This window comes from Streptomyces sp. NBC_01471, assembly GCF_041438865.1.
Lineage (GTDB): Bacteria > Actinomycetota > Actinomycetes > Streptomycetales > Streptomycetaceae > Streptomyces.
In genome coordinates this window covers 7033390-7048098 of the sequence record NZ_CP109450.1, presented here as the reverse complement: position 1 = coordinate 7048098, position 14709 = coordinate 7033390, and the positions used below count along the sequence as shown (strand labels likewise).

Here is a 14709-nt window from a genome sequence, read left to right as displayed (position 1 = left end):
ACAGCGTTGGACCTAGCGACGCCCAGGGCCGCTAGGTCCAGCACCTCCGCCAGCGGCCGTGCCGCGGCACGAACGCCGTCGTACGACGCGCCACTGCACGGACCGCACCTCCCGTGTCACTACGCTGACCGGCGGGAGCTGGACGGCGAACAGGTATGGAGACCATGACGTACGCGATCGACCGCATCGAAGCCCTGCTCGACGAAGGGGTCCGCAACAAGGTCTACCCCGGCACTGTGTGGGCCGTCGGCGACAGCGCCGCCGTCGCGCCTCGGGCACCACCGGAGTCCTCGATCCCGACGAGCCAGGCGTGAAGATGCGGCCGGCCACCATCGTCGACGCCGCCAGCCTCACCAAGATCCTCGCTGTCTGGTCGTCCATCGGCGCGCTCTGGGAGGACAGCGTCCTCGACCTCGACGCGCCACTCGGCACCTTCTGGGACGAGGTCGCAGGCCGGCCGCTCGGCGCGGTGACCGCCCGCCAGCTGCTCACCCACACCGCCGGCGTCCCGCTGCGCGCCCAGCTGAAGAACCTGTACGGCACGAGCGAGGATGCTATCCGCCGCGGCGTCCTGCACGAAACCCTGCACCGCCCGCCCGCCCGGCGAGGCCGTGGAGTACACCGACCGGGCCGCCCTGATCCTCGGTTTCCTCGCCGAATTCCTCTCGGGCCAGCCCCTGGACCAGCTGGCCGGTGCCCGCACCTGGAATCCGCTGGGCATGAGTTCCACCCAGTTCGGACCGCTGTCGACTGACCTCGCGGCCCGATGCGCACCGACCGAGCTCGACCAGGACACCGACACCCACCTCAAAGGCATCGCCCACGACTTCTCCGCCCGTCTGCTCGGCGGGGTGTGCGGCATCGCCGGCGTCTTCACCGTCCTCGACGACCTCACCGCGTTCCTGCGCTACATGCTCGACCCCGCCACGGCCGCAGCCCCAGCTGGCTTCGGTGCCGACTGGACCGCCACCTCGCTGACGATCCAGACCGGCGAACTCCAGCCGGAGCGCGGCCTGTTCTGGCACCCGGCCCCCGGCACCACCGACGAGCAGGATGTGTGGGTGCACTACGGGTTCACCGGCACCGGCATGTGGATCTCCCCCGACCAAGGGCGGTGGGCGGTACTGCTGACCAACAAGCTCTACTACACGCGCGACCGCCAGCCCCTCACCGACGTCCGCAACGCCTTCCGCCAACTCGCCTTTTCGTAGCAACGGTCAGGGATCCACGCGGGACACGGGTGGCGGTTCATCCGCCACCTCTTTGATCGAGCCCGGACGCTGGGGTCTTCGGCTTGTGCCGCGGCCCGTGGAGATCACCGAGCTGGTCGGCGTACGGCTGCGCGGCGGCCACGACCTTCTTGCCCAGGTCGGTGAGTTGCATCGCATATTTGACTCCGCCGCGGACCAGGAGCTGGCCGTCCAGGTCCCGTTCCAGCTTGCGGATCTGCAGGGTCACCGTGCCCGGATCAAGGTCCGCGTCGCGGGCGAACCCCGTCAGTGTGGGGTAGCGGGCGGCTTCGAGGAGGCGGCGCAGACGCCGCTGTCCGCCCTTGGTTCCTGCCGCCGGCCGCAGCAAAGCAGGGAGGCCAGCCAGCTCGCCGCCGCAGCGGGGGTTGTCCGGGGCCTTCGCCGGCGATTCGTCTGCACGGGAGGTTGCGCAGCTTGAGCCGTAATGGCGGGCAGTCCGAGTTGTCAGGGCCAGGGGCAGGGCGGCGGCAAGGACCTTGTGGCCGAGCTCGGTGGGCTCCATCGGCCGGTTCTTCGTGGGCCGCACCAGTAGCGGGCCGCCGATCTCCTCCTCCAGACGCAGCAGATGGTTGGTGACGCTCTGCGTGGGAAGACCGCGTGCCGCGCACGCCTCGGACTGGGAGCCGAATCCGGCGACCTGGAGGAACGTATGGAGCCGGCGCAGCTGGTAGTTGTTGCCGAGCACCGGGCGCAAGAGCGCAGGGATCGTCTCGACGTCGAGGTCGGGGCGGCTGAGGTGCCGGTTGTTCTGCCGGGGGATGTTGTGGTGCTTGGCCCAGCGCGACACGGTGGCCGCCGTGACGCCCGGCTCTTTGCCGATGTCCTTGAAGGACCGGTTCTGCTCGACGTACTGCTCGTGAAGCCAGGTGCGGTCGAGCAGTTCTGCAGGTGAAGGCGGCGAAGCCCTCGGTTCGCCCCGTGGGTAAGAGGGTTCAGCCAAAGCGGAAGCCAAAGCGGAAGCGCTGATCAGGTCGGGGCAGGCGGGTGCGGGCAGGTTGCGCGACCGGTGGGTCCGTGTCGACGTGGCCGTCCTGCACAGGGCCCGCCGCCGCCGCCGACGCGGTCGCGGCGGCGCTGACCGGCCAGGTAGAAGTGGACGGTGAGGTGATCGCGGTAGAGCCAGCTGGGCGGCTGTCCACGCTGCGCACCGTGCTCACCAGCCCGGTCCCCGATACGGCACGCTCCAGGGGGCTGGCCGGTGGATCGGAAGTTGGCGGCGGATTCTGGCACACCGCAGCGAGGCAGCGTGGGAGCGGCCCCTTCCCGAAATCCTGTCCCGGCTTCCCGCAGCGGAGCGGGAGCTGATCATCGCGACGGAGTACTTCACCTTCCTTGGCGTGAGGCCGACGGCGGGCGGGGCGGTCCTCCGGCTATCGCGGTGAGCTGCTGCCGAGGAGCTTAGTCATGGCCCGGTTGACTCGGGGGTCGCGTCCGGCAACGTAGGAGGCGCAGGGCAGGTAGCCGGTGCGGTGGTAGAGGGCCAGGGCGGCGGTGTTGCGCCGTCCGGTCTCCAGCATGATCCGCGTCGCACCGCGGCTGGCAGCATGCCGTTCGAGACGTAGGAGGAGGTACCGGCCGATTCCGTGGCCGCGAGCTTCACCGGAGACGTACATGCGTTTGATCTCTGCGGTGTGCTCGTCGAGGAGGCGTACGCCTCCGCACCCGACCGCCTCGTCGCCGACGTGGGTGATGAGGAACAGGCCGGCGGGCGGGTCGAAGTCCGTCTCGGGGGTGGTGTCCGGGTCATCGGCGAAGCCGTACAGGCCGAGCTGTTCGGCGCGGAGGGCTTGGGTCAGGCGGCGGGCGTCCGGGTGGTCGTAGGGCGCGGCGGTCACGGTGGGCGTCAGGCGTATCGCGGCCGGGGCGTCGGAGGCGGTGGGCACGGAGGTCATGTAGCCGATAGTGCCCTGTCGACGGCGGTGAGCGCACGGGCGCCGTCCGGTGCGCGCATGCGGGCGCCTGCGGAGCGGCGGATCCGGCGCAGGAGGTTGCGGCAGCGGATGGACTGCACGTCGGGTACCCGGTCGGCGAGTTGCAGGAGGGTGGCTGCGGTGGCGTCGGGGTCGCGGGCGAGGAGGTGGGCGTGCGCGAGGTGGATGCCGTGCAGGAGGGCGGAGCGGGGGAATCCGCTGGTGGGGCCGTGGTCGGTGAGGGGGGACAGGAGCGTGGTCGCCTCGGCGAGCAGGCGCCTGGTGTGGGCGGGGTTGGTGGCGGCGAGTTCGACGAGGGCGTGGCCGGCCTCGGCGGAGACCTGTTCGGGGGTGAAGTAGTACAGGGAGGGAGGGTCGTCATCGCGGCGGTGTTCCAGGAGGGTCCGGCAGCGGTCGGTGGCGTCCCGGAAGGCACTGATGTCGCCGGCCGCGGCGTGGGCGGTGGCCATACGGCCCCAGGCGCGGGCGCGGACGACGGGGCTGCTGCGGGCGGTGTGGTCGACGGCGGCTTCGGCGTAGCGCAGGGCGGCGGCGGGCTTGCCGGTCGCGGCGTGCTGGTAGGCCAGCATGCCTAAGACGTTGGCGACCGTGGTGGTGTCGCCGGCGGCTCGGGCGAGGCGGATCGCGAGGAGCTGGTAGCGCTGGGCGGCGGCGTGAAGGTAGGCGTCGAAGGCGATCCATCCGCTGAGCTGGGCCATGCCGCTGGCGGTGGCTTGGGTCAGCCGAACGGCAGCTGCTCGTCCACGATGCTGGCGGTGTGCACGAGGTCCGGAGCCGCGGCCTGAGCCTGCAGCGCCAGACTCTGTAACGAGATCATGGGAGACATGGGAAAGATTCCTGTTGGTGGGTGCGCCTGCTAGGGCGCGCAGGTTCCAGGAATCCTGGCCGCGTAAGAGCGCGAACCCGTACGTAGTTCCTGAGCTATCCGTCCAGGGTGTGCAGGTTCACTGGTCCTCAGTCTGCACTTTGGGCAGCCCGTCGGCGGCAACTGAAGGCGTTGGGTCGACAGAGGGTCGCCCATGATGCCGTCGCAGACCTCTCGAGTCGTGCCGAAGCAAGGCCGAGCTCATCAGCTTGGGGCGTCGGCAGCTCGCTGCCGACGCCCCATTGATATCAGAGTTGTTGCCCCAGCAGGACCCTTGCCACTGCTTCGGCATATGGGCTGATCACGCCCTCGTCGTCTCCTTCCGCGGCGTCCTCAAGCCACTCCGCCAGAGGCCCCCGAAGGGCGATGTCCACCATGCGGTTCCTCTGACGTAGCGACTCAATTGCCAGGTCCAGCGTCTCGGAACCTTCAGAACCGCCCGTCATGTCGTTCCCCGATCAAGAAGCGGACCAGGCGTCGATGCCCATGTCTCGCGGATTTCGATGACTTCCAGTTGCTTGTCACCGGGAAGCTCATTGAAGAACCTGGCATCCCCATAGGCGCACTGCTTGGCGATCAATGCCTGATCTTCGGAGGCTGCTGTGAAGGGCACCCAAGCGGCCGTACACCACGGGTCGTCCTGAGCGAGAAAGCGGTGAAGCGTCCCGTGGTCGAAACACCAGGCGTACATCATGCGTCCTCCAGCCGGACAGCAGTCAGGATCTTGTCAGCGATCTCATCGGCCATTGCGAAGCCTGTGGCTCCCGGCATGAGGCCGGCGAGGAGCTTGCGTGCGGTTTCCCTCGCCAGTACGACAGCCTCTTCACTCCAGACGTCAAGCGTCTCCACCGACACGTGCGGTAGCGAGACGAGCGTAGGCAGCAGGTACCTCATTCTAGATGACCTCCACAAGGCGCTCGCGAAGCGCACCCGAGGGTTCCGGGCACGTAGGCGTCAGTCCGTCGTCGGATCTCGGCTGCCCGCGCGGCATGCTGATCCCGGATACCGAGTTTGGCCGAGTCCGTAGGCGTCGGCAGATCCTGCCGTTCCAGCTCGACTACCGAGCTCCAGACTCGCCAGAGCTCGAACATCCTCTCCTGCGCGACGCAGGCTTGTAGGTGCTCGTATCGGCGAACCGAGCCACAACTGCGTTCCGTACCGGGTGATGTCCCCTGGGCCGTGGATGGCTCTGGGTCGTTGAGTCACGGACCCTTGAGCCGGGGCACCTTCCCCGGCTTGCCCCATCGCGTGCAGCCGATGACTGCAGACGGCGGGACGAGTGGTGGAGAGCAGGCACACCCCCCGTCTGACGCTGTCGCCCCTTGTCATGCTCGCGCGACGTGACCTCTTGTCCCCCGAGAACCCGAAGAAGTGATCTCTGTCAAAGACACCCCCGAGTCGCCTCTGCCGACTCGGGCTTTTATCCGCAGTGCGACGTGAACAGCTTCGAGGATGCTGTTCCCCTTCAGCTGCAAGCCAGCTCTGTGGCCCTGGACCAACTGCCCAGCCGAAAGCGGATGGTGTTGGCCGGCGGGGCATCGGACTTCAGATCAGCCGGTTCCGTGCGCCAGGCCTCGTAGGCCGCCAGCGTCGTGGATCCCGTCGCCTGCAGGCACCGCTGTATTGCGTCGATGAGCTGCCCCTGGGTCCACTTCGTCGTCGCATCCTGCAGCTGTTCGGGCTGCGCGACCGCGTCAAGGCCCGCGAGTTCCAGCGCGCTGTTCCAGCTGCCGAAGCGGCGTTCGTAGAGCGGAGCCGACGGGTCGGTGTTCCTGCGGCGCCGCTTGAACGTGCGACGTCCGAGGGTGCTCTCCCCCTGCGCCAGGCGGATGAGCACGCTTAGGAGTTGCCGGTCGGTGTAGACGACCGGACCTGGCTTCAGGGGCGCGGGAACGTGCGTCGTGAGCGTAGCCATGACCACTCCTCTCGTTCTGGTCGTGGGGGCTCAGGTCCAGGCGTAGGCGCCGTAGCCACGGTTGGCGGCTGGCATTGCGTTGAAGGTCCTGCGGAACTGGCCGTAACAGGTCAAGTCGTTGATCTCGACGGCGAGGTACGGCCGCCCCTTGAGCCAGGCTGAACCTTCTTTGTCGACGTAAGCCGGGCTCACGCCCTTGAAGCCGACCGGGGACCAGGTCTTCTGGTCATCGCTCACGTGCATCGTGGAAATGGCCAGATCGGCGTCGGTAGCGGCCGGGCAGAAGCCAGAGCAGTCATGGCGAGCAGTCCTTCATGGAATGGGATGAAAACCACGAGCAGCCGCCCACAGGGGTGGCACCCGCAGTCGACACGCGCGTGACGTGTCACAGAGCACCCCGGATCAACTCCGTTGATCCCCGAGCGCAAGACAGACCCGTAGGCACTCTGCGCGCCCGGGCCCCGTTCGGCAGCTCTCTGGAACATCTATCAGCGGCATCCTGACTCATCACAGACAACTATTCAATAGGCATTCAGATAGGATGCCGTCGAAGATCAGTCGATCCAATCGAACTGGACGGCGACAGGAGAGGCGAGGTGAGAAGCGATGAAGACCTGGAGACCGAGGAGGATTGGGCCATCCGCCGTGACGCTGGCCGTGGCCGCAGGTGCTGTGCTCGCTGGATGCTCCAACGGCAGCGGAGGTACAACCCTTGAGACGCCATCTGCGCCAAGTCCGACCGCGAGCATCGCCAAGGTCACCGACAAGGCTCTCGGCGAGGTGCTGGACAAGCTCGCCTTCCAGGGCACCGGGAGTTTCAGTAAGGACGGTGGGGCTTGCCTGGCCGCGGCCGTACGGAAGACCGGCATGTCAGAGGCGGCACTGGCCTACATCATCAAGGCCGACGACGACGACACGGGTGCAGCCATCCTCGGGCTGAGCAAGGTGAGTAAGAACGACGCTGCACTCCTGGCCTCACGCTCGCTGCGTGAAGACTTCGACGCGTGTATCGATAAGGCTGTGTTGCCCACTGGTGCCAGCCCCAAGGCTCAGAACTACGCGCCGCCAAAGGTGGTGTCGAAGCCCGTGACTCGCAAGCCGAACTTGAAGCCGATCCATCCGGCCCGTGCGGATCAACCGGTTAACTCGTCTATCGAGCTCACCATGGGCCTGGTCTCGATGCTCTCCTCCTATGCCCAGGACAAGGGCCAGAGAAAAACCTACACAGCGGCCGGCCAGTGCTTGTCGACTCTGGTGTACAACGCTGGTTTCAGCCAGACGGCGCTGCACTTCTTCGCTGGCGGTGCACCCCTCGGTACTGGGTCGATCGCTGAGCATCTGCCCAGCGCCAAGGACAAGGCGACCTGGCAGTCACCGAGGTTCACCCAGGGGCTTATCGACTGCACGACGAACGTGGTACCGACGCCTACTCCCACCCCTTGAACGGAAGCTCGCCACGATCACGGTGGGTGAGGAGTGAGCCAGATACCGGTGGCTCCCGGGAGTTGCAGGGCCTTTTCGTTGCGTTGGGTTTACATCACCCAAACTCGGCCGCTAAGTTTAAGATACCTAAACCTGGAGTCAAGAATGATGTCGTACATCCCATACGAAGGTGAGCACCCTAAGTCTGGCGGTGTGTTCGACCCCGATACGGCAACTCGGTTCCGTGGCAACCTGCCCGGAGATGACCACGCATGGGAAGACGTGTACCGGACCGAGGATGGCTCCTGGGTCAAGAACCGGGCCGTCTTCACGAACAAGATTGCCATCAAGGGACGGATCCTCCTGGGCAAACCAGACGTCAGCATCTACACAGCCATGACAGAAGAAGACGCCCGCACCTGGCTGACAGATAACGATTACGCGGAGGCAGTGAAGCGGCACTTCGAGCGACCCAAAGGTGGACGACCCAGCATCGGGGAAAAGTTGATCACCAGAGTTCCTGCGCGCATGCACAACGAGATCTGCGACCTAGCGGAGATGTACGCCGAGGACATGCCCGAGACCGTCCGCCGCCTGCTGAGTGAAGCTCTCGAACACCGGCGGACCATCGGCGCCCCCAGCAGCCGCCAGGAGGGCTGACAACGACCGCCGACGAGGTTGTCGGCGCTCTGCTACTGCTGACCGGCTACCAGACGTCGGCCGCGATCCGCCGGCGAGGGCGGGTCCGGCTTACGGCCTGGCTGTGCGACTGGAGCATGCGCGGCCCCGACGACGTTCCGCAGCCACCCGCAGGCCGAGATCATCGAGTCTCTGCCCGGCATGGGTCCGATACTCGACGCCGAGTTCGTCGACGCGGGTGACCTGGCCGGCTACGCGGACGCCGACAATCTGGCCTCGGCGGCGGCGCTGGTGCCCGTCCCGCGTGACTTCGGACGCCGCACCGGCAACCTGCACCGTCCCAAGCGCTACAGCCGCCGTCTGCGCGGGTGTTCTACATGTCCGCGCAGACCAGCATCATCCGCGAAGGACCGAACCGGAACTTCTACCTCAAGAAGCGCGGCGAGGGCTGCAAGCATGCCCAAGTCGTCATCACCCTGGCCCGCCGACGAGCCGGCGTTCTGTGGGCACTGCTGCGTGACGGACGAGCCTTCCCCGCTCCGCCGGTCACGCAAGCGGCTTGACGTCATTAAGACTCCTTTGGGCGGGGTCATCCAGTTGGCGGGTCAGCTCCGTTACGTGCCCAGCACGGGCGGACAACGGCAGAGAGCCTGACGCAATGCCGCACCAGGCTCTCTCTGCTCGCCACCCCGCGAAGATTGATGTAACCCGCGGCAGGTAGCCCGTTCGAGGGGAAGGGAACCGAGCAGGGTCGCCCACTGCGGCCATGCGCGGCCAGAGGACCGACTGGGCGCAGCTGCGACTCCATTGACATTCGAGCAAAACCACAAAGAGCGAAGATGACTTGTCTAGCATCATTGGTAAGATGACCCCATAGATCAATCGAATAAGGCAAGGGGTAGCCGCGCATGACCGTCATACATGTGTTGGAGAAGACCAAACAGTCTGCGCGCGGCACGAAGGAGGGTTCAGGCGCGACGCAGAGCAACAGCCGCAGTAGCGGTGGCCGCCAGGGCATGTTCGTCCGGCTGAGCTCGGACGACAAGCAGCGCGCGAAGTACTGGGCTGACAAGCGCGGGTTTTCTTCGGTGACCGAATACGTGGCCGAGGCTGTAGTCGAGAAGATTCGGCGCGAGAACCTCGACTACGATCTGCCAACCCTGGAGATTGCGCGACTCAACGAGCTCGTCGACCAGGTCGCAGCATTGGCGAAGAACTCGGCGAACCTCGAACGTGTCGTCACCACGGGCTTCGACTCGCTGATCGGGCTCACCCGTGGCGACAGTAACTATCTGCGCGACGAGGATGGTGAGCTGTCGTGAGCAGGGAGTTCGCAGAGATGCTGGAAGCGACCGCGTCTACTGACGAGGCGATGGAGGTGGACACGTCCTTCCTGGATGCCTACCGGCGCGGCGGGAGCGAGGAGCTGAACCGTGTTCAGGCTCAAGCTGCTCCGCCTGAGCCTGAGGTGGCAGCACCCGAACAGGAGGCGCAGCTCAACGAGGCTGGCGGCGTCGAGTCCCAAGCTGAGGCTAAAGGCCTTCAGGCCCAGCACGACGCGGACACCGAAGCAAAAGCAGACAGCCTGGACCTGGAGCCGGATCACGAGCCCGGCGCTGGCGATGCTGAGCGTGCTGGCCGGCACCACCACCGCGGTGGTGGTGCCGGCGGACAGGAAGGAACTGCCGGAATACTCCCGGGCAGTGCGGCTGGTGCCGTTCCGGCTCCCGGGTCGCAGCCAGATGTCGAGGACGCTGCCACGGCTCATGACGCCGTCGCCGCACCGGATGAACCCGAGCACCTAACACCCGGCTCGCTCCAGCTCACTGACCATCAAGACTCCGTGCAGAGTGCGACCTCGAAGGGAGGTTCGGGTAGCGAGACTGACGGAACTGCCACGCTCCCCCAGTCGGGCTTCCGGCTCGTCAGCGTGCAGAGTCAGCCGCACATCAAAGCACTGCCCGAGAGCATCATGAACGCACTGCGGGAGCAGATGCGTGCAGCCGCTGTTCGCGAGCTAGGCGTCAGTGACAGCGCTGCTCGGGAATTCAGCCAGCGGCTGAGCCAAGGCGCGCTGGTGACGGCCTTCCTGCTGGCGCAGCTCGATCTGTATCTTGACGCAGATTCTGCTACCGAGCGCGCCGTCAAGTTGTTCCGCTCCGGCGATCCGCTGCTGGGCAGCGTGATGGCCAGGCTGATGAGTATTGACGCCGCCGAGCGTGAGCGGGATGGGCTGTTGCGCAAGCTGCGTGACGAGCTAGGCGAGGTGCGCCAGACCAGCGCGGTGATCGAGCAGGCGCTGGCATATTCCATTGCCGACCGCACAGAGAACTTCTTGCGTGGCTCGCACAACCTCCACGACGCACCGATCGTGCACAAGGAAGCGGTCTGCTTCCGGGACATGGCCCGGGAGGCGACCAAGAAGCAGCAGAAGCTCGACCGTGAGCGGGAAGGACGGCCGATCCGATGATCACGGTGAGCAAGGAGAAGCACTCGTCGCTGTTCTCGTCGCATGGTGCAGCACACCGTCGCTCTTGAACATCGGGCTCAGAGAAATCTTCTTCATCGGACTGCTGGCAACTTATGGCCGCTCCACCTATCGCCCCCTATTAGGTACCGGAATGGAAATAGGGCATTTCTCCATAACTAGCAGGGGGAGGTAAGGGGTGTCAGGGGCAGGTACATCGATTCCCGCCCCCTGACACCTCTCTGCTGCCGTTAAGGGGACCATGATCTACGGCGGTTGCGCGACGTGCCGGCGTTGGTGCTCTTGGTGCGGCCCTCGCGCCAATCGAATTCCTTTCATGCGCCTATCGACTCCCGTTTGACTGATCTCACAGAGTAGACTCGCACTCGTTTATAGATGAATCACGAGAAGGAGTCGACATGGTCGCGATCGTGGTCGCAGAGAAGCCGAGCGCAGCGAGGAACATGGCGAGCGCCCTCGGCGGGACCAAGGGCAGCCACAAGGGAACGGCCTACGAGGTGGCGAGTCTGCGAGGCCATCTCTATGAGTTCGCCCAGCCGCACGCGATGGTGGACCCTTCGCTCGCGGACGCCTATCAGAAGTGGGATCTGGGGAACCTGCCGTGGAGTCCGGAGGACCTGACGTGGAAGCGCGAACCGCAGAAGAACGTCGCGGACGTCATCAAGACTCTGCGCAGCGCGCTGAGCCGCGGCGACGAAATCGTCATCGCCACGGATCTGGACCCGTCCGGCGAGGGCGACCTGCTTTTCTGGGAGGCGATCGATGAACTCGGCTTCCATAACAAGAAGTTCAGCCGCATGGAGTTCACCGATGAGTCGAAGGCCTCGATCCTGAAGGCGTTTGAGCACCGTCGGCCGGTGAAGTCCATGCAGGCCGAGGGCGACTACCGCAAGGCGATGTACCGCTCCCAGTGGGACTTCCTTTCAATGCAGTTCACGCGAATCGCCACGGCGATGGGTCGCCAGTCCGGACAAGATCTCGTGCTGCGCCAGGGCCGGCTGAAGTCGGCGATGATCTCTCTTGTCGGGGACCAGCAGAAGGCCTATGACAAGTACGTCAAGAAGCCCTTCTTCCAGAACCGTTTCCACGATGAGAACGACGTGATGTACACGAACCCGGACGAGTCGCGGTTCGACCAGAAGGGTCAGGTGCCACAGCAGTACGGCCACTCCCCCGTCGTCCTGGACGGCAAGACGGACAAGAAGACTGCGCCGCCGAAGCTCCTGGATCTGGCGTCGCTGTCCTCGCTGCTCGTGGGTAAGGGCGTGAAGGCGAACCTCACGCTCTCGACGTATCAGAAGATGTACGAGGACCAGGTCGTCTCGTACCCGCGTACCGAAGACAAGACGATCACGCCCGAGCAGTTCAAGGACCTTGCGCCGCTGGTCGACAAGATCGCTGGCGTGGTCGGCGTCAACACTGCGCTTCTGACGCATCGTTCGCCTCGCCCCACGCACGTGAAGCCCCAGGGCGCTCACGGCGCGAACCGTCCGGGCCCGAAGGTGCCCTCCTCGCTGGAAGAGGTCGAGCACAAGTACGGCAAGGCCGGACGGCTCATCTACGAGATGCTCGCGACGAACTACCTGGCCATGCTCGCCGAGGACTATCTCTATGAGCAGCAGAAGGGCCACGTCGAGAAGTACCCGGACTTCGTCGGCATCACAAACGTGCCCAAGAACCCCGGCTGGCGGGCCGTGTTCGATCCGGACGCTGGCGACGACACGGCCGAGGGCGACGAGAACGAGTCCGGCAAGGGCCTGGGGCGAAACGCTGAGCCGTTCATCTTCGAGGGCGCGAACAAGCGCCCCGAGCATCCGACGATGAAGTGGCTCATGAAACAGCTGGATAAACGCGACGTGGGCACTGGCGCGACCCGCACTTCGACGTACTCGGAGGTCATCAATGACCGGGCGAAGTATCCGCTGCTGACGGAGAAAGGACGCAAGCTCAGGCTTGCCCGTGCCGGCGAGATGAGCTGGAGGCTCCTGCCAGGCACGCACATCGGCGACCTTGGGCTCACCGAGAAGGTCTACGTCGACATGCGGGACATCGCCGCCGGGACGGCGACTGCAGAAGAGCGTCTGGCCGTCGTTGCCGACTGGGTGCGCGAGGACATCGCAACCATGACAAAGAACGCCACTTCTATGCGCGCCGAGCTGGGTCTGAAGGAGCAGGTGCTCTCTGCGCGCGCCGAGGGTGTGTGGCAGGCCGCTCCAGGTGGGCCGAAGAAGGTTGCATTCAAGACCGTCTGGTCGGGCTACGAGTTCAGTGATGATGAGGTGGCCAAGCTGCTCGCGGGCGAGACGATCTCGTTCGAGGCGAGGTCGAAGGCGGACAAGCCCTACACGGCCACCGGCGGTCTCGGCGTCGGCGACTACAGGGGCCGCAAGTTCGTCGGGTTCCAGCTGCAGGTTCCGGACAAGCCGACGAAGTGGTCCGGCCGGACGTTTACGCCGGCGGAGGTCGCTGGGCTTTTGACGGGCCAGGCACTGGAGATCGACGACTTCGTCAGCGCGAGGACCGGCAAGACCTTCGGCTGTTCGGTCACCTGGGACGCGAAGGCGAAGAAGATCGTCCCGAACTTCGGATCCGGCGACGAGCCGCCGCGGTCCTGGTGCCAGGTGACCTTCACTGACGCACAGCGCAAGGATCTGGCAGCCGGCAAGACCGTTCAGGGCAGGGGCTTCGTCTCCGCCCAGGGCAAAACCTTCGATGCGAATGTCACCTGGAAGGAAGAGGGCGGCAAGAAGAAGATCGTGCCGTCGTTCAGCTGACACCCGAACAGGCGCTGCAGAGCAGTAGCGGGTCCCGGACCTCGGGGCCCGCTGCTGTCTTTTCACGACAGCGACAACAGAAGGGTGTGATGGAGACAATGAACGACATCGTGCAGCTGGACGATCGGCCGGGCCTGATCTGCGACGCCCATGGCGACGCCAGGTTCCTGCGTGACACGGTGGTGATGCTGGCGTCGCGAGGCCGCACGTCGTTGGTGCAGCTACGCGACTTCGGGATGAACTGGCACGGCACGCGCAACGAGATCCAAGTCGTGGAAGCTTTGAACGAGCAGCTTTCTCTTCTAGGCGTGCTGTCGCATGAGTTTGGTGCCAGAACCGCCATCACTGCCCTGCAGAACTCGCAGGCAGAACCACCACGCAGATGAAGGAGCACCATGACCATCTATATTGCCCAACGCGAGGGCACCGGCGGCCCTATCGCGGATGCCGCCGCCACCTACACGTCCACCAGTACCGGCCGGACCGCCGCCGCCCTTGTCGACGGCATGGGGCACGACGCGGACATCGTCCGCCTGGCGCCGATGCTCGCGGAGACGGCTGCCCGGGTCGGCGCGGTGCGTGGGGCCCTCGCCGGACTGTTATCGGCCGGACTAGTGGTGACCGACCCGGGCCCCGACGCGGTCGGGGTCCTCGCGGTGACGCGGGAGGACGGCCGCGCCGAGCTGGTATGGGCGGGTGACTGCCGGGCCTACCGCTGGGACGGCACCGCGTTGGAGGTGCTGACGACTGACCACACCCTCGCGGCGTACCTGTCGAGGGCCGCGAAGGATGCGGGGGACGTACCGGTGACAGCTCTGGCTGACTTTGTCGGCGTCACGCTCGGCCTGGCGGTGCCGGCGACCGTGCCCTACGTCTCGGTGCCAGCCGGAGGGGTGCTGATCCTCACCACCGACGGTGTCCACGACCAGGAGTCTCGCGACGTGATCGAGGCCCTCGTGCACAAACACGACAGCGATCCGCAGGCCCTGGCCAACGCGCTCGTCGCTGCCGCTGCGCCGAACGCCGAGGGCTACCGCGACGATGCGACGGCCGTAGTGATCAGCTGACGTTCAAGAGCCCCGTGGGACCAACCTCCTGGGACAGCACAGACGTGGTGTCTCAGGAGGTTGGTCCCATCAGCTGAGCGCTGCCGAGCCAGCGACTTGAGCCCCGGCGGGCGCCGCGCCGACCGCCACCTACTCCAGCGCCTCGTAGAACGCGTGGGCCCGATGGCTGGAGCGGGCCGCCCAAAACCTCCCGGTCCGTGGTGAGCAGCAGGATCCAGTGTGCGCCGGTCATCTGCATCCGGCCGGCCGCCCGTACCGCGGCCAGCAGGCGCCGGTTCCCCTTCTCCTTCAGCCGCCCCTGCACGGGCGTCACCAGCTGGTGCGCCAGCCCCTGCAGCCGCTGGCGCAGATGAAGCGG

At 65.9% G+C, this 14709-nt stretch carries 14 protein-coding genes and 2 pseudogenes; 9 read left to right on the top strand and 7 right to left on the bottom strand.

Annotated features, from left to right (window positions below; translation table 11 throughout):
* The first annotated feature begins 164 nt into the window (after positions 1-164).
* A pseudogene (locus tag OG285_RS31670) lies at positions 165-1211 on the top strand (serine hydrolase domain-containing protein).
* A 37-nt stretch (positions 1212-1248) separates the two neighbouring features.
* Here OG285_RS31670 and OG285_RS31665 read toward each other — a convergent pair.
* From OG285_RS31665 to OG285_RS31635, 7 genes are all read right to left on the bottom strand, one after another.
* Positions 1249-2190, bottom strand: coding sequence for a LysR family transcriptional regulator (locus OG285_RS31665; protein WP_371792894.1), 942 nt, complete (start codon positions 2188-2190; stop codon positions 1249-1251).
* 430 nt (positions 2191-2620) lie between these two features.
* The gene (locus OG285_RS31660; RefSeq protein ID WP_371792893.1) at positions 2621-3142 is read right to left on the bottom strand and encodes a GNAT family N-acetyltransferase; all 522 of its coding nucleotides are present in this window, start codon (positions 3140-3142) and stop codon (positions 2621-2623) included.
* Entirely contained in the window at positions 3139-3879 is a 741-nt protein-coding gene (locus OG285_RS31655) for a hypothetical protein (RefSeq protein WP_371792892.1), read from the bottom strand. The genes OG285_RS31660 and OG285_RS31655 overlap by 4 nt, the downstream gene beginning before the upstream one ends.
* A gap of 609 nt (positions 3880-4488) precedes the next feature.
* Complete coding sequence (locus OG285_RS31650) at positions 4489-4740, bottom strand: hypothetical protein (RefSeq protein WP_371792891.1); 252 nt, start codon at positions 4738-4740, stop codon at positions 4489-4491.
* Positions 4737-4940 carry a hypothetical protein gene (locus OG285_RS31645; protein ID WP_371792890.1) on the bottom strand — a complete coding sequence of 68 codons (204 nt, stop codon included), beginning with the start codon at positions 4938-4940 and terminating at the stop codon, positions 4737-4739. Before OG285_RS31645 ends, OG285_RS31650 begins: the two co-directional genes overlap by 4 nt.
* 571 nt (positions 4941-5511) lie before the next feature.
* On the bottom strand, positions 5512-5961 hold the full coding sequence (locus tag OG285_RS31640) for a homing endonuclease associated repeat-containing protein (RefSeq protein WP_371792889.1): 450 nt from the start codon (positions 5959-5961) through the stop codon (positions 5512-5514).
* Between the two features lie 30 nt (positions 5962-5991).
* Complete coding sequence (locus tag OG285_RS31635; protein ID WP_371792888.1) at positions 5992-6198, bottom strand: hypothetical protein; 207 nt, start codon at positions 6196-6198, stop codon at positions 5992-5994.
* 408 nt (positions 6199-6606) lie between these two features.
* Here OG285_RS31635 and OG285_RS31630 point away from each other — a divergent pair, with 408 nt between their 5' ends.
* From OG285_RS31630 to OG285_RS31595, 8 genes and pseudogenes are all read left to right on the top strand, one after another.
* Complete coding sequence (locus OG285_RS31630; RefSeq protein WP_371792887.1) at positions 6607-7404, top strand: hypothetical protein; 798 nt, start codon at positions 6607-6609, stop codon at positions 7402-7404.
* A gap of 144 nt (positions 7405-7548) precedes the next feature.
* A complete protein-coding gene (locus OG285_RS31625) occupies positions 7549-8043 on the top strand; it encodes a hypothetical protein (RefSeq protein WP_371792886.1) in 495 nt (164 codons plus the stop codon).
* Positions 8044-8066: 23 nt separating this feature from the next.
* Positions 8067-8585 (top strand): annotated as a pseudogene (locus tag OG285_RS31620) (transposase); the annotation flags it as partial.
* Positions 8586-8930: 345 nt separating this feature from the next.
* Positions 8931-9344, top strand: coding sequence for a hypothetical protein (locus OG285_RS31615; RefSeq protein ID WP_371792885.1), 414 nt, complete (start codon positions 8931-8933; stop codon positions 9342-9344).
* 17 nt (positions 9345-9361) lie between these two features.
* Positions 9362-10492: a hypothetical protein gene (locus tag OG285_RS31610; RefSeq protein ID WP_371792884.1), complete on the top strand. Its 1131-nt coding sequence runs from the start codon at positions 9362-9364 to the stop codon at positions 10490-10492.
* Between the two features lie 416 nt (positions 10493-10908).
* Positions 10909-13284, top strand: coding sequence for a DNA topoisomerase (locus tag OG285_RS31605; protein ID WP_371792883.1), 2376 nt, complete (start codon positions 10909-10911; stop codon positions 13282-13284).
* Between the two features lie 98 nt (positions 13285-13382).
* Positions 13383-13670 (top strand): hypothetical protein, encoded by a 288-nt coding sequence (locus OG285_RS31600; protein ID WP_371792882.1) that lies wholly within the window; start codon positions 13383-13385, stop codon positions 13668-13670.
* A 9-nt stretch (positions 13671-13679) separates the two neighbouring features.
* On the top strand, positions 13680-14351 hold the full coding sequence (locus OG285_RS31595; RefSeq protein WP_371792881.1) for a SpoIIE family protein phosphatase: 672 nt from the start codon (positions 13680-13682) through the stop codon (positions 14349-14351).
* The last annotated feature ends 358 nt before the right edge of the window (positions 14352-14709 follow it).

Excerpts from the sequence above, each read along its gene's own strand:
- OG285_RS31600 (WP_371792882.1), top strand. The coding sequence starts at position 13,383 with ATGAACGACATCGTGCAGCTGGACGATCGGCCGGGCCTGATCTGCGAC.
- OG285_RS31650 (WP_371792891.1), bottom strand. The coding sequence starts at position 4,740 with ATGATGTACGCCTGGTGTTTCGACCACGGGACGCTTCACCGCTTTCTC.
- OG285_RS31640 (WP_371792889.1), bottom strand. The coding sequence starts at position 5,961 with ATGGCTACGCTCACGACGCACGTTCCCGCGCCCCTGAAGCCAGGTCCG.
- OG285_RS31605 (WP_371792883.1), top strand. The coding sequence starts at position 10,909 with ATGGTCGCGATCGTGGTCGCAGAGAAGCCGAGCGCAGCGAGGAACATG.
- OG285_RS31595 (WP_371792881.1), top strand. The coding sequence starts at position 13,680 with ATGACCATCTATATTGCCCAACGCGAGGGCACCGGCGGCCCTATCGCG.
- OG285_RS31660 (WP_371792893.1), bottom strand. The coding sequence starts at position 3,142 with ATGACCTCCGTGCCCACCGCCTCCGACGCCCCGGCCGCGATACGCCTG.
- OG285_RS31655 (WP_371792892.1), bottom strand. The coding sequence starts at position 3,879 with ATGGCCCAGCTCAGCGGATGGATCGCCTTCGACGCCTACCTTCACGCC.
- OG285_RS31645 (WP_371792890.1), bottom strand. The coding sequence starts at position 4,940 with ATGAGGTACCTGCTGCCTACGCTCGTCTCGCTACCGCACGTGTCGGTG.
- OG285_RS31610 (WP_371792884.1), top strand. The coding sequence starts at position 9,362 with ATGCTGGAAGCGACCGCGTCTACTGACGAGGCGATGGAGGTGGACACG.
- OG285_RS31615 (WP_371792885.1), top strand. The coding sequence starts at position 8,931 with ATGACCGTCATACATGTGTTGGAGAAGACCAAACAGTCTGCGCGCGGC.
- OG285_RS31625 (WP_371792886.1), top strand. The coding sequence starts at position 7,549 with ATGATGTCGTACATCCCATACGAAGGTGAGCACCCTAAGTCTGGCGGT.